The 17,701-nt window shown below is 41.6% G+C and carries 16 protein-coding genes; 15 read left to right on the top strand and 1 reads right to left on the bottom strand.

Translation table 11 applies throughout. The annotated features are described in order from the left end of the window. Window positions 1-12 precede the first annotated feature (12 nt). Window positions 13-537, bottom strand: a complete 525-nt coding sequence (locus ACTW1R_RS09535) for a type 1 glutamine amidotransferase domain-containing protein (RefSeq protein ID WP_005230058.1) — start codon at window positions 535-537, stop codon at window positions 13-15. Between the two features lie 188 nt (window positions 538-725). Between ACTW1R_RS09535 and ACTW1R_RS09530 the strand changes: the two genes are divergently transcribed. The 15 genes from ACTW1R_RS09530 (at window position 726) to ACTW1R_RS09460 (ending at window position 17,647) form a co-directional block, all read left to right on the top strand. Beyond that, complete coding sequence (locus ACTW1R_RS09530) at window positions 726-1,631, top strand: hypothetical protein (RefSeq protein WP_375826581.1); 906 nt, start codon at window positions 726-728, stop codon at window positions 1,629-1,631. 207 nt (window positions 1,632-1,838) lie between these two features. Continuing rightward, a complete protein-coding gene (locus tag ACTW1R_RS09525) occupies window positions 1,839-2,111 on the top strand; it encodes a UPF0223 family protein (protein ID WP_008381425.1) in 273 nt (90 codons plus the stop codon). Window positions 2,112-2,119: 8 nt separating this feature from the next. Beyond that, window positions 2,120-2,887: an inositol monophosphatase family protein gene (locus ACTW1R_RS09520; protein WP_016611043.1), complete on the top strand. Its 768-nt coding sequence runs from the start codon at window positions 2,120-2,122 to the stop codon at window positions 2,885-2,887. Window positions 2,888-3,016: 129 nt separating this feature from the next. Next, window positions 3,017-4,855, top strand: coding sequence for a translational GTPase TypA (gene typA, locus ACTW1R_RS09515; protein ID WP_016611080.1), 1,839 nt, complete (start codon window positions 3,017-3,019; stop codon window positions 4,853-4,855). A gap of 240 nt (window positions 4,856-5,095) precedes the next feature. Then, on the top strand, window positions 5,096-6,463 hold the full coding sequence (gene rlmD, locus ACTW1R_RS09510) for a 23S rRNA (uracil(1939)-C(5))-methyltransferase RlmD (protein ID WP_167821938.1): 1,368 nt from the start codon (window positions 5,096-5,098) through the stop codon (window positions 6,461-6,463). 423 nt (window positions 6,464-6,886) lie between these two features. Then, window positions 6,887-8,548, top strand: a complete 1,662-nt coding sequence (locus ACTW1R_RS09505; protein WP_375826580.1) for a phosphoenolpyruvate carboxykinase (ATP) — start codon at window positions 6,887-6,889, stop codon at window positions 8,546-8,548. Between the two features lie 74 nt (window positions 8,549-8,622). Beyond that, the gene (locus tag ACTW1R_RS09500) at window positions 8,623-9,051 is read left to right on the top strand and encodes a VOC family protein (protein ID WP_270290263.1); all 429 of its coding nucleotides are present in this window, start codon (window positions 8,623-8,625) and stop codon (window positions 9,049-9,051) included. 337 nt (window positions 9,052-9,388) lie between these two features. Further along, complete coding sequence (locus ACTW1R_RS09495; protein ID WP_142974087.1) at window positions 9,389-10,219, top strand: prenyltransferase; 831 nt, start codon at window positions 9,389-9,391, stop codon at window positions 10,217-10,219. A 109-nt stretch (window positions 10,220-10,328) separates the two neighbouring features. Beyond that, window positions 10,329-11,021, top strand: coding sequence for a response regulator transcription factor (locus ACTW1R_RS09490; RefSeq protein WP_010749609.1), 693 nt, complete (start codon window positions 10,329-10,331; stop codon window positions 11,019-11,021). Continuing rightward, window positions 11,014-11,997, top strand: a complete 984-nt coding sequence (locus ACTW1R_RS09485) for a sensor histidine kinase (RefSeq protein WP_074932632.1) — start codon at window positions 11,014-11,016, stop codon at window positions 11,995-11,997. Before ACTW1R_RS09490 ends, ACTW1R_RS09485 begins: the two co-directional genes overlap by 8 nt. 93 nt (window positions 11,998-12,090) lie before the next feature. Continuing rightward, window positions 12,091-12,849 (top strand): ABC transporter ATP-binding protein, encoded by a 759-nt coding sequence (locus ACTW1R_RS09480; protein ID WP_005230082.1) that lies wholly within the window; start codon window positions 12,091-12,093, stop codon window positions 12,847-12,849. Window positions 12,850-12,852: 3 nt separating this feature from the next. Continuing rightward, window positions 12,853-14,826 (top strand): ABC transporter permease, encoded by a 1,974-nt coding sequence (locus tag ACTW1R_RS09475; RefSeq protein ID WP_118215122.1) that lies wholly within the window; start codon window positions 12,853-12,855, stop codon window positions 14,824-14,826. 323 nt (window positions 14,827-15,149) lie between these two features. Further along, the gene (locus tag ACTW1R_RS09470; RefSeq protein ID WP_034858573.1) at window positions 15,150-15,842 is read left to right on the top strand and encodes a M23 family metallopeptidase; all 693 of its coding nucleotides are present in this window, start codon (window positions 15,150-15,152) and stop codon (window positions 15,840-15,842) included. Window positions 15,843-15,970: 128 nt separating this feature from the next. Then, the gene (locus ACTW1R_RS09465; RefSeq protein WP_123833709.1) at window positions 15,971-16,522 is read left to right on the top strand and encodes a CDP-alcohol phosphatidyltransferase family protein; all 552 of its coding nucleotides are present in this window, start codon (window positions 15,971-15,973) and stop codon (window positions 16,520-16,522) included. Between the two features lie 141 nt (window positions 16,523-16,663). Next, a complete protein-coding gene (locus ACTW1R_RS09460; protein WP_016611093.1) occupies window positions 16,664-17,647 on the top strand; it encodes a serine hydrolase domain-containing protein in 984 nt (327 codons plus the stop codon). Window positions 17,648-17,701: the final 54 nt, after the last annotated feature.

Raw genomic sequence — 17,701 nt, 5'->3', positions numbered from 1 at the left:
GATTAACGGGTACTATTTCTTTTCTAATACAGCGATAAATTCCCGCATATAGTCTGGTAGATCTGGAGGACGGCGGCTGGAAACGATATGTCCATCCGTAACCACAGGTGTATCCACCCATGTGGCTCCAGCATTTGTCATATCATCTTTGATGCCTGGTGTACTGGTGACCGTCTTGCCTTGCAGGATATTCGCAGAAATCAAGACCCAGCCTGCATGACAGATTTGACCAATGACTTTTTCGTCTTTGTCCATCGTTTGCACGAAAGAGATGACCTCTGGGAAACGACGTAATTTATCAGGCGCCCAACCACCTGGAACTAAGATGGCATCGTAGTCATCGGCATGAATATCAGAAAAAGCATAGGCTGATTCTGCGGGTACACCGTATTTGCCAATATACGTTTTATGCGCTTCTTCACCGACTAAATCGACTTGCGCGCCTTCTTCCCGTAACCGATGGACCGGGTACCACAGTTCTAAATCTTCGAAATCATTGTCGACTAAGGCAATGATTTTTTTGTTTTCTAAACGCAAGAGAATTCCTCCTTTTTCTTGTTATTCTTACTGTAACATCATGCAAAGAGAAACACCAAAAGTATGCTTCTTAAAAAATGCCAAGAAGCTATTTTGAGAATGGTCATTCAGAGAAATGGTATTGATGTAAGCGTTGTAATCATTAGGAAAGTAAGAGATAATGAAAGAAAGCCAAAGGAGGCGAAGATGTGGAAGCATTCGAAAATGCTCGAAAATTTATTTACAAAAACGCGCGCCCTTTAGACCTTGCTCGTTGGCAGTATCATTTTGAAAATGGATCTCGCGAGGCTGTATTACAGGCGTTGCAATTCTACCAAAATGAAGATGGTGGGTATGGGCATGGTTTGGAACCTGATCATTGGAATCCCAACAGTACACCGATTGCAGTGTGGGAGGCATGTCGAATTTTAAGAGAGCTTGAATGCCTTCATTCGACAAATCCACAAGTCCAAGGGATTTTAAGGTATTTAGCTAGTGGAAAAGAGTTTTCTGAAGGGAAATGGTTCAACCAAGTGCCGTCAACGGTATCCTATCCGCATGTGATTTGGTGGGAGAGTCCTGTAGGCGTGCCAGCAGACAACCCAACAGTAAGTCTAGCTGGTATGATCTTAAAAACAGGGGAAGCTACCCTCTATCAAAAAGCACAAGAAATCGTCGAAACAGCAGTTGCAAGTTTCCTTAAGGAGCCAACCAGTGAAATGCACACATTAGTCGTCTATCTAGAATTATTACAAGACTGTGAAGAAATCCAGTATCAGCCTGTTATAGCAAATGACCGCTTTCGCGAGATCTTATTCCAGCAAATTCGCCATACTGTCTCAAACGAGCCAGAAGAGTGGTTCACGTCTTATGTCAGCAAACCTTCAAATTTTTTCTTTACAAGAGAGCAGCTGCTTGGGATCTTTAGTGAAGAATTATGTAAAAAAGAAGCCCAAGAAATTTTAAAATACCAACAAGAAGATGGATCATTTGTCATTCCATGGCAATGGGGAACGGATTACCCAGAGTTTTTCATAAGTAAACAGTGGTGGAAATCAATTACTATCATTAAAAATTTTTTGTTTTTGCAGGCTTTTCTAGACGAACCTTTTTGAAATCGGTCATCTTTTAATAAGCAATCTCGTTGAAAGAACAAAGGAATTTCCTTCTTATTTGAGATTCATGGATTTCAGCTTCTAAAAATCTCAATAGTTTGTATACAAGAGGTACATTCATTGCTAGGATGTACCTTTTTTGCAGCGGTGGCTCTGACCTATTTTCAATTTTGTGGTACACTGAATAAGATGAATAGGAGTGGTAATATGCGGGATTATCAATATCCTCTTGACTTAGATTGGTCGACAGATGAAATGGTCGTCGTCATGAAGATGTGGGAAAGATTAGAACAAGCCTATGAAAAAGGCCTTCCTAGTAGCACGTTTCTTGAGGCGTATCAAGCCTTTAAGAAAGTCGTTCCTAGCATTGGCGAGGAACGCCGTTTAGGCAGAGAATTTGAAGAACTATCAGGCTATTCGCTGTACCATGCTGTGCAGGCAGCGAAAAAGACTGAGGGAAAACTAAAAATGAAAGGGTAGATCAACGAATGCATGAAATCGTTAATGAAGTTCGCCAGTGGATGATCGCTGCAGGTGAAACGATCAAAGACAATTTAAATAAAGAAGACTTAGTGGTCGAGACAAAATCAGGACGGAAAGACTTAGTGACAGAATTGGATAAAGCCACGCAAGATTTTCTGATTGGTAAGATCCAATCCTATGATCCGGATGCCAAAATTTTAGGTGAAGAAAACGGACTGGACACACTTGCCGACATGAGTGGGCGGGTCTTCATCATTGATCCGATCGATGGAACGATGAATTTCGTGTTAGAAAAAGAAAACTTTTGTATCATGATCGCGATTTACGAAGAGGGCAAAGGGCGCTTTGGCTTTGTCTATAATGTTATGAAAGATGAATTCTTATGGGGTGGTCCAGAGATTGGTGTCTATAACAATGGCGAGAAGATCGAACCGCCGAAAGATATTGCCTTATCCGAAGGTCTCGTTGGCTTGAATTCACCCATGTTGATCCATAACCGCCACCACGAAACCGAGGTCAGTGACAAAGCATTAGGCATTCGTATGACTGGCTGTGCTGGGGTAGAGCTGATTGCCCTCGCTAAAGGACAAAGAGCAGGCTATCTTTCTCATCTTGCGCCATGGGATTATGCGCCAGGGGGCGTTTTGTTAGAAACCCTTGGATTAAAAATGGCAAACATCAAAGGAGAGCCGCTATCCTTGAATGGACGGGAATTGTTCGTAGGCGGTACACCGAAAGCTTTTGAAGAATTATTGGCGATCGTCAATCAATAAGAAAAAACCAGATATTTATTGAATATCTGGTTTTTTCTGTAAAAATGAAAACTTTGCACTATATTTCAGAAAGAAATTCTGGTATAATGGCTTGTCGAGTGCAATGTCACCAAAAAAGGAGTTTATAAATTGAATATTAGAAATGATATCCGCAACGTCGCTATTATTGCCCACGTTGACCACGGAAAAACTACATTAGTTGATGAATTATTGAAACAATCCCAAACGTTAGATAGCCATACCCAATTACAAGAACGGGCGATGGATTCAAATGCGATCGAAAAAGAACGTGGTATCACGATCTTAGCGAAAAATACAGCGGTTGAATACAACGGAACCAAAATCAATATCATGGATACCCCAGGACACGCGGACTTCGGTGGTGAAGTAGAGCGGATCATGAAAATGGTCGATGGTGTTGTTTTAGTTGTTGATGCTTATGAAGGAACGATGCCTCAAACACGTTTCGTATTGAAAAAAGCGTTGGAACAACATTTAGTCCCAATCGTTGTTGTTAACAAAATCGACAAACCATCTGCTCGTCCTGAGCACGTGGTAGATGAAGTATTAGAACTATTTATCGAATTAGGTGCAGACGATGACCAATTGGACTTCCCAGTGATCTACGCTTCAGCGATCAACGGGACCTCAAGTGAATCAGATGATCCTGCCGACCAACAAAAAACGATGGCACCATTGTTTGATACGATCATCGAACATATTCCAGCGCCAATCGACAACAGCGATGAGCCATTGCAATTCCAAGTATCGTTGCTTGATTATAATGACTACGTTGGACGTATCGGAATCGGACGTGTCTTCCGTGGAACGATCAAAGTTGGTGACCAAGTTGCTTTGATGAAACTTGATGGCCAAGTGAAGAAATTCCGGGTCACAAAATTATTCGGTTTCTTCGGTTTGAAACGTTTAGAGATCCAAGAAGCGAAAGCTGGCGATTTGATCGCTGTTTCTGGGATGGAAGACATCTTCGTTGGTGAAACAGTCACACCGATCGATCACCAAGATTCATTGCCTGTTTTACACATTGATGAGCCAACGTTACAAATGACCTTTGTCGTGAACAACTCACCATTTGCAGGTCGTGAAGGGAAATTCGTAACCGCTCGTAAAATTGAAGAACGCTTGATGGCGCAACTACAAACAGACGTGTCTCTACGTGTTGAACCAATCGGACCAGATTCTTGGACTGTTTCAGGACGTGGCGAACTTCATTTGTCGATCTTGATCGAAAACATGCGTCGTGAAGGTTTTGAATTGCAAGTTTCTCGTCCAGAAGTTATCGAACGCGAAATTGATGGCGTGAAATGCGAACCATTTGAACGAGTGCAAATCGACACACCAGAAGAATACATGGGTTCAGTGATTGAATCACTAGGGATTCGTAAAGCAGAAATGCAAGATATGATCAATACAGGAAATGGACAAGTACGGATCATTTTCTTAGCACCAGCTCGTGGCTTGATCGGCTATACGACAGAATTCTTATCAATGACTCGCGGCTACGGTATCATGCACCACACCTTCGACCAATACTTGCCAATGATTCAAGGGCAAATCGGCGGACGCCACCACGGCGCACTTGTATCGATCGATACAGGAAAAGCAACGACTTACTCAATCATGAGTATTGAAGAACGTGGAACGGTCTTCGTTGAACCAGGTACTGAAGTATATGAAGGAATGATCGTCGGCGAAAACTCTCGTGACAATGACTTAACGGTCAATATTACGAAAGCAAAACAAATGACCAACGTCCGTTCAGCGACGAAAGACCAAACATCTGTCATCAAGAAACCAAGAATCCTTTCACTAGAAGAATCATTGGAGTTCTTGAACGATGACGAATACTGTGAAGTAACACCAGAAAGCATTCGTTTGAGAAAACAAATCTTGAACAAGAGCGAACGGGAAAAATCACAGAAAAAGAAAAAAACAGCTGACAAATAAACAATGATCAAGGTTTTTACCAACTTCTGATCTGCTCGATTTTCCGAAGGATGGAAAAGGGATTGCTCCTGTGGTGCAGCGGCTCTTCGCCGCAAACCCTAGAAAAGCAATCAGCCGATTTCCCTCCTTCGGTTCTTTTTTGCACGTCTACCCGATCTGTTGAACCGTTAAAATAAGCAGCGCTTGCAATTTCGACCATTCCTTTTTAAAATGGAGAAAGTAAGCACAAAGGAGAAATCTATGAAAAATTATCCTGTTAAAAAGAATCAGGAACTTGAAGTCGATATTTTGGACCTTTCCCATGAAGGAAATGGGATCGCTAAAGTCGATGGCTACTTATTATTTATTGAAAACACCCTGCCAAATGAACGTGCCTTAGTCAAAGTATTGAAAGTCGGCAACAAATTTGGTTTTGCCAAAGTGATGAAACTGTTGCAAGCAAGTCCTGATCGGCAAGAATTACCGAATGAAGCATTGTTGCGCACCGGGATCGCCCCATTGAGTCATTTGAGCTATGACAAACAATTAGTCTTCAAACAGCAGCAAGTAGAGAATGTTTTGGCTAAAATCGCCAAACTGCCTGAAATCAAGGTCAATGCACCAATCGGAATGGAAAAACCATTTGGTTATCGCAACAAAGCGCAAATCCCTGTGCAAAAGATTCATGGAAAATTAACGACTGGATTTTACCGCAAAAACAGCCATACTCTGGTACCGATCGAAGACTTTTATATTCAAGATCCAAACATCGATCAAGCAATCATCAAAGTCAGAGATATTTTGCAGCGCTTCAATGTCAAAGCCTACAATGAAGAAGCCCATGAAGGGTTCTTACGCCACATTGTCGTTCGTCGTGGGCATCACTCAGGTGAAATGATGGTCGTATTAGTGACACGTAAACCGAAATTCTTCAAGGGAGAAGAGATCGCGGAAGTGATCCACGAAGAGATTCCAGAAGTTGTTTCTGTCATTCAAAACATCAATGAAGAAAAAACCAATGTGATCATGGGCGAGTTCGAGCGTGTCTTGTATGGCAAGTCATCGATCGATGATCAATTATTAGGCAAAACCTTCCAAATCTCAGCGAAATCTTTCTACCAAGTCAACACAGCGCAAACAGAAGTCTTGTACCAAACCGCCTTCGAGATGGCACAACTGTCTGAAAATGATATCGTTGTGGATGCCTATGCAGGAATCGGAACGATCGGAATCAGTTTGGCTGATCGCGTGAAAGAAGTGTTAGGGATGGAAGTCATTCCTGAAGCAGTGAACGATGCCAAAGCCAATGCCAAAAGAAATGGTGTCGAAAACGTGCATTACTTTATCGGTAAAGCCGAAAAGATCATGCCGCAATGGCTACGTGAAGGCATTCAACCGACGGTCGTCTTCGTTGATCCACCTCGCAAAGGTTTAGATGCCAGCTTTATTGAAACGACCGCTGCAGTTAAACCAGAGCGCATCGTTTACATTTCCTGCAATCCAGCAACCTTGGCTCGTGACCTCGCGTTGTTTGAAGAAGAAGGGTATGTGACAAAAGAAGTCCAACCTGTTGATTTGTTCCCACAAACGACCCATGTGGAGTGTGTCGTGTTGTTAGAACGTCGTTAAGAAAAACGAGTTCTTTTCAGTGATTTTGACCGTGAGTTCTTTTTATGGTAATTGTCATAAAGTCTTACGATAACAAAGTTACTAGAGAAGGCGAGTCAATTGAGAAATAAGCAACTATAACCCATCTGTCTATCTAATTACGTCGATTGTAACGTTTGGAATGGATGAAATATAAAACCAGAAACTGGAACAGAAAGACACTCTTTTTTGTTCCAGTTTTTTTGTTCTTTCTCACTAATGATGAGCGGGGAGAAAATCAATGCAAAAAGCAGTGAAGCTACAAATATGCAGACAGCCAAATCCTTTAACAAAATGGTTTGTCGGCAATTTATAGTTAATGTGTATAAAAATATGGCGTGTGGTGATTAGAAAGTATTATAATAAACGTAGTGAATGGAAAATTTTTGTTAGGAGGGATTGCACATGGCAACGATTCGTGCATTTTCACACAAAGAGATTACACCGCAAAATACGCATTTGTCTAGTTTTAAAGTGTTGATAGAGTCAGCTTTTTATGGGAACAATGTCACTTGGATTCATGATCTAGCCACTGCCTATCACTTAGCAAAAGAATCTTCTGGCGCTATTCTTACGGATATGCCGGTAATACACACCAAGGAGTTAGGACTACCAGAGGATGCAAAAGTCATCGTGTTTAATGACGGAAAAGTGGTTGGACGGACAGCGGCAGCTCGACGCATCATCGGGCATCCTGGAATCCAGCGAGAATTATATGAAGACATTTTGCGAGATGCCTTATACCAAGGAACCCGCAAGCAATTTTATGGTGGTGAAGTTGTTGTAGGATTAGATGAAGCGTTTATGGTCAAAGCTCACCTGTTGATACCAGAGCACTATGAAACCAACTTTTACTCTTATTTGTTGAATTTTCAATTGATGACGAAATCATGGGAAGAAAGGTACCAACGTTCCAAAGAATATCCAGAGACGGACATTTTTTTGTACGCTGATCCAGATTGGTCTCATCCTGATTTTCCTTATGGACTGTCTCTTTTTGATCCTGAACACAATGTTGCGGCAGTCTTAGGTTTAAACTATTTTGGTGAATTGAAAAAAGCGACATTAACTTTGGCTTGGGCTACCGCGCATCGCCATGGCTTTGTGGCGTGTCATGGGGGAATGAAGCAGTATCAGTTACCGAATCGAACATTTACGATGGCTGCTTTTGGTCTTTCAGGATCAGGAAAATCGACTATCACATTGGCAGAACATGATGGCAGATATGAGATCAAGGTTCTGCATGACGATGCGTTTGTGATTAATCAAACAAATGGTGCATCTACTGCTCTGGAGCCTTCTTATTTTGATAAAACGCAAGACTATCCATTAACCAACCCAAATGTCCGCTACTTTATCACCTGTCAAAATGTTGGGGTTACTTTAGACGAGAAAGGAAAAAAGGTCCTCGTGACCCAAGATATTCGTAATGGGAATGGTCGAACCGTCAAATCACGATATGTCACACCTAATCGGGTGGACCATTTAGATTCGCCGATCGATGCCGTATGTTGGATCATGAAAGATGACACGCTGCCTCCGGTAGTAAAAATTGACGATCCGATTTTAGCCGCTGTTTTTGGTTTGACCTTAGCTACGAAGCGCACGACAGCTGAACATATTGTCGAGACCACGGATATAGATAAACTGGTCATCGAACCTTATGCCAATCCATTTAGAGTCTATCCTTTAGGGGAAGATTTTGCCCATTTCATGCACTTGTTTAAAGAAAACCAAACGGCTTGTTATATTCTAAATACAGGCTTTTACAAAGGCAAGAAAGTCACGCCTGAAGTTACGCTGACATCGATTGAAAAAATTGTGGAAGGCGAGGCTGAATTTAAAAATTTCGGCGGGATCACCGAAATGAGTTTCCTGCCAGTAACAGGTTTTAAAGTCGATTTTCAAGATGCCTCCTATGTGGCTCATTTAAGAGAGCGGATGCAAGGTCGGCTGGACTTTATTTTGGCTCAAGAGACAGAAAATGATGGCTATAATAAGTTGCCTAAAGAAGTAGCAACGGCAATGGAAAAGGTGATTTCTACATTAAGTGAGCTTCCTAGCTAATTTAGTTGAATCAAACTTCCGCAAGCGGCTTTTCTTCCTGAAACACTTATTTTGTTAGCCAGAAAGGAGCGAATATGAACATTCAGTTTCACCATATCCAAATCACAGTCAATGATGTAAAAAAAGCAGAAAGCTTTTATGATCAATTATTTGCACAATTAGGTTTTGACCTTCAGAAGAAATATTCTGGGTACTTAGAACATGCCGATATGGAAGTTGTAGAATATATAGGCGATTCATTTGATTTCGGCATTTGTTCCCCACGAAAAGAATGGAAGAACGAGAAAATCGATTCAAGAAAACCGGGCTCTGTTCAACACATAGCATTTAAGGCGGAAAGCCGCGAAGTCGTAGATGCGATCTTTCCCAAAATAAAAGCTTTAGGGGTAAAGATCCTTCACGATCGACCAATGGAATACAAAGAGCGCATCGCCCCTAATTACTATGCCTTATTCTTTGAAAGCCCAGAAGGCATTCGTTTTGAACTATTTCATTATGCCTGATTCCTTAAACTAAAAGAGCGTGGCATGAACTTGTTGCGTGAGCGTGTTCCTATTCAGGTGATCTTTCATTGTGGGGTTCGTATAACCATGCGATTTCAGAGACAAACTTTCTTCGAACCTGTCATCAGGAAAACTAGAACACTCTTTTTTTAAAGTACGTCCGTTTGGAAAAAAACTATTTGATTCCTAAAATTCATTTGGACAATTCAAAAACAAAAATCTAACACATGTGTTAAAAAACGTTTGAATTTTTATCATTCTAGAAGCGAGTGCACCGTGGGTCAATGAGGATTATTTGGTTGACTGCACGACACTTAAGAGATGGAGGAAGATCAATATGGATCAGAGGGTTCAGCAAGACATCGAAGCAATCATTTCCCATCAATATGATCATGGCGCCGATTTATGGTCGACGCCAGACCATAAATTACTAAAAGGAGCACCCTTTACGACCTTAGAAAGTCCTCTTTATTTACTTGAACTTGGCATGTCACGTGAGGAGAACTTATTAAAAGAGACAGCCGCATTAATCTTTCAAGGATGGAGAGAAGACGGCAGATTTAAAATTTCTCCGTCAGGAGGGATCTATCCATGTCATACGGCGTTGGCTTTGCGAACGCTGTGTGCTCTTGGTTACACAAGGGACCAGCGGCTGCAACAGACCTTTCACTATTTTCTTGCTACTCAGGAAGCAGATGGCGGCTGGAAGTGCAATAAGTATAGTTTTGGTCGCGGCCCTGAGACCCACTTTTCCACGCCAATGACGACGTTAACGGTCCTTGATGCTTTTCGATATACTCATGATCGCAAACAGATGGAAACGCTTAAGCAATCAAGCGAATTTTTGCTTGCTCATTGGGAGATCCGTCAGCCAATCAGTCCCTGTCATTATGGGATGGGTACATTATTTATGCAGACAGAATATCCCTTTAGAGGATACAATCTTTTTTATTATCTGTATGTCTTGTCTTTTTATCCTTCTGCCAGAAAAGACGCACGATTTTTGGAGGCTTTGCAGCAGTTTGAATCGAAAGTTCAAAATGGCAATGTCATCGTAGAACGGGTCGTACCCAAACTGGGGAAACTGAATTTTTGCCAAAAAGGGCATATCAGTCCCTTTGCCACACAGCGTTACCAAGAAATTCTTGCTCGATTGGCAGAGGATTGAGGAAAAAAACAGCCCTTTGAAAGGTTCCCCCCATCTAGACGATTCTTTTTCTTTTCTGGTACACTGTCTGTAAAGAAGCAAGTGATTAATCAACAGAGAGGAGAAAGACATGCAAAAAATATATCTTGTTGAAGATGATGCAACAATCGTCTCTGTTCTAGCAGAATATTTGCAGCAATGGGGGTACGAATGTGTTTCCGCGAAGAATTTTGCTAGCATCTTGCAAGAGTTTCATGAGATCAAACCGGATCTCGTTCTTTTAGATATTTCGCTGCCTTATTACAACGGGTATCATTGGTGTCAAGAAATTCGCAAGAAGTCAGAAGTGCCGATCATTTTCCTTTCGTCGATGGATCAACAGATGAATCAGATCATGGCGATGAACATGGGAGCAGATGATTATTTAACAAAACCCTTTGATTTAGCCTTCGTTTTGGCAAAAATCCAAGCATTGCTGCGGCGCAGCTATCAGTATAGCCACCAACAAGCGCTGACCTTTGAGATAGGGCAAGTAACCTTTTATCCCACAGAAAATGTATTAAAAAAACAGGGGGAACAGTTGCCACTGTCTCCAAATGAAGCTCGGATTCTTTCCTTGCTTTTGCAGCATCGAGGGAAGATCGTAGCCAAAGAGACCATCATTGAAATGCTCTGGAATAGTGAAGAATTCATCGATAATAACACATTAGCGGTCAATATGACCCGCTTGCGAAAAAAATTAAGCCAGATCGAACTATCCGATTTGATCCAGACGGTAAAGAATAAAGGGTATTTGATAGAAAAGGAACACGCCTATGACTAACGTGAAAGAATATTTCGTCCTTTATGGAAAGTTTTATCTCGTTTACCTGCTGTTTAGTGCGGGCCTATTTGGGCTATTCTTTCTCCACAGCCTTTCGTTGGAGCCCTTCATTGACTATGTGGTCTTTTCAGGGGTGATCTTAGGGGGACTTTCCCTTTTTCATTATTTTCGTTACGCACAAAAAAGAAAGCAGCTGCAGCATTTATTAAGAAAAGAACGTATGACGGAAGCGGCGTTGGCGTTCTTGCCTGCCACTCGAAATCGTTTAGAAGACGAATACCAAGCCCTTCTTAAACAATTGGCAAGAGAAAAAACCACTTCTGATTACAAGGCAGCGTTAAAAAATGAAGAAATTTATGAAGATTTCGGCTTGTGGCTTCATCAAATCAAAACGCCTCTAGCTGCGCTGGATCTTTTGGTCCAAAGCGATTCGTTGTCACCGACGGAGGTCAAAGCGGAATTATTTAAGGTGAATGATTACTTGCAAATGATGTTGAATTATTTACGACAAAATTTAGCGAATGAAGATTTTGTCTTTGAGTCGATTGCTTTAGCGCCCCTCGTTCGTCAAACGATCAAAAAGTATGCCTTGTTTTTCTCGAAAAAGAATCTGCAACTGGACATGGCGGTGGATTTGACGGTGACATCCGATCGAAAGTGGCTCGTTTTTATTTTTGAACAGGTTCTTTTCAACAGCTTGAAGTATACCGAAACTGGTGGCATCAACGTTTTCACTAAAGACAATGCCTTAGTGATTCAAGATAGCGGCATTGGTATTCGTAAGGAAGACTTGCCAAGGGTGTTTGAGAAAGGATATACGGGACAAAATGGTCGCTTTCAGCAACGAGCGAGCGGGCTAGGCTTATATATGAGTCAACAAGCGGCTGAAAAAATCGGCTGCCGTTTAGCGATTGATTCTGAAGTGGGACAGGGAACCATCGTCACACTTCATTTTCCCACCACAAATAACCGATAGCCGCAAACTTTCAACACTGTAAGTTTGCGGTTTTTATTGTAAGTCGCTTTTTTCTGCCAGTCAGCTTATTCTAAAAAGGAAGGAGGGAACAAGATGACACTTTTAAACATACAACAAGTAAAAAAAATCTATCAAAGCCAGCTGAACGGACAACCCGTTGAAGCGTTGAAAAATATTACCTTTATGGTAGAAGAAGGGGAATATGTCGCTATCATGGGGGAATCAGGTTCGGGAAAGAGTACGTTGCTGAACTTGATGGCGACGTTAGACCAACCAACAGCGGGTGAAATGCAGCTGAATGGCATCGATCTGACCACGATCAAAGAAAAAGACGCAGCGAGTTTTCGACGGGATCACTTAGGCTTTGTTTTTCAAGACTTTAATTTATTGGACACCTTTTCGGTAAAGGACAATATTTTATTGCCATTAGTTTTATCGAAAGTTTCCGTCAAACAAATGGAAAAGCAGCTTCAGCCCATCGTACAAACTTTAGGGATCGCCGATTTATTGCAGCACTATCCGTATGAATTGTCTGGCGGACAAAAACAACGAGTTGCTGTCGCACGAGCGATCATCACAAAACCAGAACTGCTATTAGCAGATGAGCCAACCGGAGCGCTGGATTCGAAAACTTCTGATCAACTACTGACATTGTTTCAAAAGATCAATCAAAATGGACAGACGATCGTGATGGTCACTCACAGTTCGATTGCAGCCAGTCGCGCACAACGCGTCTTGTTTATCAAAGACGGGTATGTGTTTCACCAGCTGTATCGAGGGGATCGCAGCAATACCGCTTTTCTAGAAGCAATAGCCGAAACAATGACCGCTGTCTTTGCAAAGGAGGAGTAACCAATGTTCTTTCAAAAAATCGCCTTCTCCAATTTGCGTAAAAATGCCAAAGCTTACACACCCTTTTTATTATCCATGAGTTTCTTGGTGGCTGTTTTGATGATGACGCAAATCATCGTGAACAATCCGGGAATGAAGGAACTTCCTAGTAGTCAAAGCGCCATCTTCATGTTTCGTTTAGGAAATATCATCCTCATGATTTTTGCGGCGATCTTTTCCTTTTACACCAATAACTTTTTGATCAAGCAGCGAAAAAAAGAATTTGGTCTCTACAATGTTTTAGGACTAGGAAAACGTGAGATCGCCTTCGTGGTCTTTTGGGAACTCTTTTACAGTTTTCTCATTAGCCTTGCCGCCGGACTGATCAGTGGCTTATTGTTTGCACGATTAGGATTTTTGATACTGAAGAAAATCTTAGCCGTAGGCGAGTTCTTTGTCTTCAAACTGTCATTTGAGAGCATTGGCTTGGTGATCCTGTATTTTATGTTCGTCTTTGGTTGTTTATTTTTATTTGACATACTGCAAGTCCGCAAAACCAATCCACTTCAATTACTGCAGGGAAGCAAGCGAAATGAAAAAGAACCACGAGCAAAAGGTATTTTGGCAGTATTAGGTGTCCTATGCTTAGTGGCAGGCTATACGATCTCTGTGACGATCAAGTCGCCCATCAGTGCATTAGGCCTGTTCTTTGTCGCCGTCGTCCTCGTAATCTTGGCTACCTATTTGTTGTTTATTGCGGGCAGTATCAAAGCTTTGCAGTTTTTAAGAAAACGAACGACCTATTATTATCAAACGACCCATTTTATCAATGTCTCTACCATGTTGTATCGGATGAAGCAAAATGCGGCTGGTTTAGCAAGTATTTGTATTTTATCAACGATGGTGTTAGTGACCGTTGCTACGACCGCCAGTCTTTATTTTGGACAAAAGAATGTGATCGAAACCCGTTTTCCTTACGATGTTCAAATTGAGTCAGCGGCTGATTCCCTGCAAATCAACACAGCAATTGATGGACTTGAAGAGAAGCTAACGATCAAAGAGCGCCAACAAGTCACTACAACAAGACCGTTGCTTTTTACCTTTGAGGAACCAAATTTTGTTCCCTCAACCACTTTTGAAGAAAATAGCGGTAGTTTAGATAAAGCCGTGTATCTTATTTTTCTTACCAGTTCTGAATACCATGAAATCACCGGGAAAACAGGACCCGCTGACGACGAACTATTCGTTTTTCCCGCCACCTGGACGCATCAAGCATTACCAGAAAAGACGACGATCGATGATCGTCAATTTCGCTTGCGGGAATTGAAAGAACTGCCAACATTCACGAAAGTAGAAAACCCCGTTCAGCATCTTGTTCTCGTGGCGGATGATCAGTGGCTTGCCGAAAAGCTAAGCTCTTGGTATCAAAACGAAGAGTTTCAACTTTACCAGCAACCAGTGACAACAACAGTCTTTAATTTTCAAACAGAAGAAGCAAGCGATCGCGAAGCCATCGCAAAAGAGATTCGCAGCGAACTTCTGGCAGCAGATGCTCAGGCGAGCGTTGAATCAAAAGATCTTTTTGAAGTGGAGACAAAAACCTTTACCGGCGGCTTCTTCTTCTTAGGCTTGATTTTTGGTGTGATCTTTATTTTAGCTGCTGCATTGATCATTTATTATAAACAAGTTTCCGAAGGGATGGAGGATAAAGAACGTTTCGAGATCTTGCAAAAAGTTGGGTTAAGCCATAAGGAAGTCAAGCAAGTGATCCAGCAGCAAGTTTTGATGATCTTCTCATTTCCTTTGGTGGCAGCGATCATCCATTTGGCGTTTGCTTTACCAATGATTCGAAAATTACTGATTCTTTTTGGTCTGACGGATCGTAACTTATTGATCACGGTAACGATTATTTCTGTCCTGTTGTTTACAATGATTTATCTGCTGGTGTATTTCATCACCGCAAGAGTCTACTATCGATTGGTGGAGCGCAAACAGTAGCGGGGGGACAAATGTTATTTTGTCAGACGATAGCTAGATGGATTAGTCGTCACCGCCAAGAGCTACAAAAAAATAAAATGTAAGAACACCTCATCCATGAAGCGACGCTCAAAAGTTAGAATTTTTGGTCTAACAGTTTGGAATCACTACATGATTGAGGTGTTTTTTTGATAGGCACGCCCGCTAGCCCACTTTTTTAGAGTTGAAAAAAAGCCTTAGGTGACCTATAGTGAAAAGGAGTAAAGCACGGGTATAGAGTGCCGCGCGATTGATAGTCATTTCAAAATAAAAGAGATCATGTGATCCAAAAAGGAGAAAGCCTTATGAAAGAGCAGCCGATAACCATTGGATTCCCCTTAAGAGGTGAGTGGCTTGCGCCGACTACACCAGCCGAGAAGATTCCTAGCCATGGTACCGATCGAATGGGGTTGCGTTATGCCTTTGATTTTTTACAAGTTAATTTTGAGGGGAAAACCAAAGCTTTTCATAGTCGAAGCTTTCTGAGCTATTTCTTCTTAGGGGTTCCGCTGGAGAGCTGTTATTGTTGGGGCGAAAAAATCTATGCGCCTTGTGATGGCGAAGTAATTGTTGCAAGAGATGGCTATCGGGAACGGAAAATCGTTCACTGGATCAGAGATTTTTCGATCGCTGTAAAAAATGGTTTATTTTTTAATGAACACAAAGATGATTATCAACAAATAGCTGGCAACTACATTGTGATAAAAGCTTCTGAGGGCGTTTATATGGCATTTGTCCATCTGCAAAAAGGATCTGTCACTGTCTCCGTAGGACAAAACATCACCAAAGGGATGGTGATCGGAAACGTTGGCCATTCAGGAAATTCGACTTCGCCTCATCTGCATTTTCAAGTGATGGACACAAGTGATATCGCTCATGCGAAAGGTCTTCCTTGCCGCTTTGAAGAATATGAAGTGTACCAAGCAGGGGGATGGACAAAGGTGCAGAATCGGATACCAGGTAGTACGGATCGGATACGATTGTTGAAGGAAGACTAAGGACCAGATTTGAAACATTCGCATCAGGACTTGTAGGTCGCTCAAAAGAAAAAACGTTTAAAAGTCTTTGGACTTCTTTTAAGTACGTGAAATAATCTTAGGTTTTCAAAATTTGTGAAGAAAATGAAATGCAGGGAGAACAAATGAATCATTTACCCAATATCCTTACCACTTCTCGACTGATTCTCGCACCACTTTTACTATTCCTTCAGCCAATGTCTGGCTGGTTTTGGCTGCTCTATTCCTATTGTTTTTTAAGCGACCTCGTCGATGGGCTGCTTGCAAGAAGGATGAATCTTACGAGTGAGGTGGGTGCCTTACTAGATAGTTTCGCAGATGTAAGCTTTTTTCTCGCAGTTTTTCTTTCTTTTCTACCACAGCTGTTGGCGGTACATACGCTTTGGGTCTGGCTACTAGTGATTGCTATGATTCGTTTTGTCAGTTATCTGATTGGCTATGTAAAATATCGGTCTTTTAGTAGTCTGCATACATGGCTCAACAAAGCAGTCGGTTTTCTTTTAGGTATTTACCCATTGCTGCTCATGGTGAGTCCTGCAAAAATTGTTGTCTTAATTTTGGGGACCATCGCCACTGTTTCCGCATTAGAAGAATTGCTGATAACGATCCTCTCAAAAAATCTGGATAGAAATCAAAAATCGATATTCGAAAGTTTTAAGTAAGGCGCCTCTATCATTGAGGGCTTTTTTTTGCGTATTCATCGCTAATAGACTTTTAAAAGACCCTTCAAAAACAATTTTAAAAATAACATTGAAAACAATTTTTAATGGTATTATGCTTATCTTTGAAGGGAGGCTTCACAAATGAATAGACAAGAACTGCATGCATGTATCAGTAAAAACCAGCCTAATATTTGCCAAATTGCTGCCTACCAAAATGGAAAGGAAGTTTACTCGGATGAATGGCATGAGTATAAGCCAGAGGATACTTGCCACCTTATGTCCGCTACGAAAAGTATCGTTTCTCTACTAGTTGGGATAGCGATCGATCAAGGCCTCATCAGGAATGTCAATGACAAAGTCCTCGATTATTTTCCAGACTATCAAGTAAAACGGGGCGAAAAAACGATTCAGGATATTACGATCAAACACCTATTAACGATGCGAGCCCCGTATAAATGCAAAGGTGATCCATGGACAAAGGTTTGTTCGAGTGACGACTGGACCAGCGCCTCGCTTGATTTATTGGGAGGAAGAAAAGGGGTGACAAATGAATTCAATTATCAAACCGTTTGTCTGCAGATCCTCACTGGTTTGTTAGCGAAAGCTTCTGGAATGACGACCGTTGATTATGCGAACCATTATTTATTTCGACCTCTTGGTGTAGCCGAACTGACCAATTATTATGCGGAAACGGCACAAGAGCATAAGCACTTTACGATGAGCAAGGCACCAAAAAAACCGGTTTGGTTTTGCGATCCTTTAAATATTGGCACTGCAGGTTACGGGCTTTGTCTTTCAGCAAAAGATTTAGCCAAAATCGGTGAGCTATGCTTGAACCAAGGCATCCATCAAGGACAACAAGTGATTTCTTCACAATGGCTCACTGAAATGGTCAATCCGCTAGAGACAAACATAGAGAAATTTCAAAATATGAGTTATGGGTATTTATGGTGGATCTTGGATGCTGAGAAAAGCACCTATGCCGCCATCGGCAATAGTGGAAATGTCCTTTATATTGATCCCGAATCAGAGACTGTTATCGCCATTACGGCGTATTTTAAGCCAACTGTCTTTGATCGCATCGACTTTATCGAGACAGAGCTAAAACCGTTCCTTTTGCACTAATGAGCGTTAAGAAAAAGCAGTCTGCTGTCAAAAGTTGATTGCTTTTTTTGTAGG

This window comes from Enterococcus sp. R12 (assembly GCF_058135755.1).
This window is presented reverse-complemented; position numbering and strand designations above follow the sequence as displayed.

Coding starts and splice junctions, on each gene's coding strand:
- ACTW1R_RS09525 (WP_008381425.1), top strand. CDS start 1,839: ATGCGGGATTATCAATATCCTCTTGACTTAGATTGGTCGACAGATGAA.
- ACTW1R_RS09520 (WP_016611043.1), top strand. CDS start 2,120: ATGCATGAAATCGTTAATGAAGTTCGCCAGTGGATGATCGCTGCAGGT.
- rlmD (WP_167821938.1), top strand. CDS start 5,096: ATGAAAAATTATCCTGTTAAAAAGAATCAGGAACTTGAAGTCGATATT.
- ACTW1R_RS09505 (WP_375826580.1), top strand. CDS start 6,887: ATGGCAACGATTCGTGCATTTTCACACAAAGAGATTACACCGCAAAAT.
- ACTW1R_RS09500 (WP_270290263.1), top strand. CDS start 8,623: ATGAACATTCAGTTTCACCATATCCAAATCACAGTCAATGATGTAAAA.
- ACTW1R_RS09495 (WP_142974087.1), top strand. CDS start 9,389: ATGGATCAGAGGGTTCAGCAAGACATCGAAGCAATCATTTCCCATCAA.
- ACTW1R_RS09490 (WP_010749609.1), top strand. CDS start 10,329: ATGCAAAAAATATATCTTGTTGAAGATGATGCAACAATCGTCTCTGTT.
- ACTW1R_RS09485 (WP_074932632.1), top strand. CDS start 11,014: ATGACTAACGTGAAAGAATATTTCGTCCTTTATGGAAAGTTTTATCTC.
- ACTW1R_RS09480 (WP_005230082.1), top strand. CDS start 12,091: ATGACACTTTTAAACATACAACAAGTAAAAAAAATCTATCAAAGCCAG.
- ACTW1R_RS09475 (WP_118215122.1), top strand. CDS start 12,853: ATGTTCTTTCAAAAAATCGCCTTCTCCAATTTGCGTAAAAATGCCAAA.
- ACTW1R_RS09470 (WP_034858573.1), top strand. CDS start 15,150: ATGAAAGAGCAGCCGATAACCATTGGATTCCCCTTAAGAGGTGAGTGG.
- ACTW1R_RS09465 (WP_123833709.1), top strand. CDS start 15,971: ATGCAGGGAGAACAAATGAATCATTTACCCAATATCCTTACCACTTCT.
- ACTW1R_RS09460 (WP_016611093.1), top strand. CDS start 16,664: ATGAATAGACAAGAACTGCATGCATGTATCAGTAAAAACCAGCCTAAT.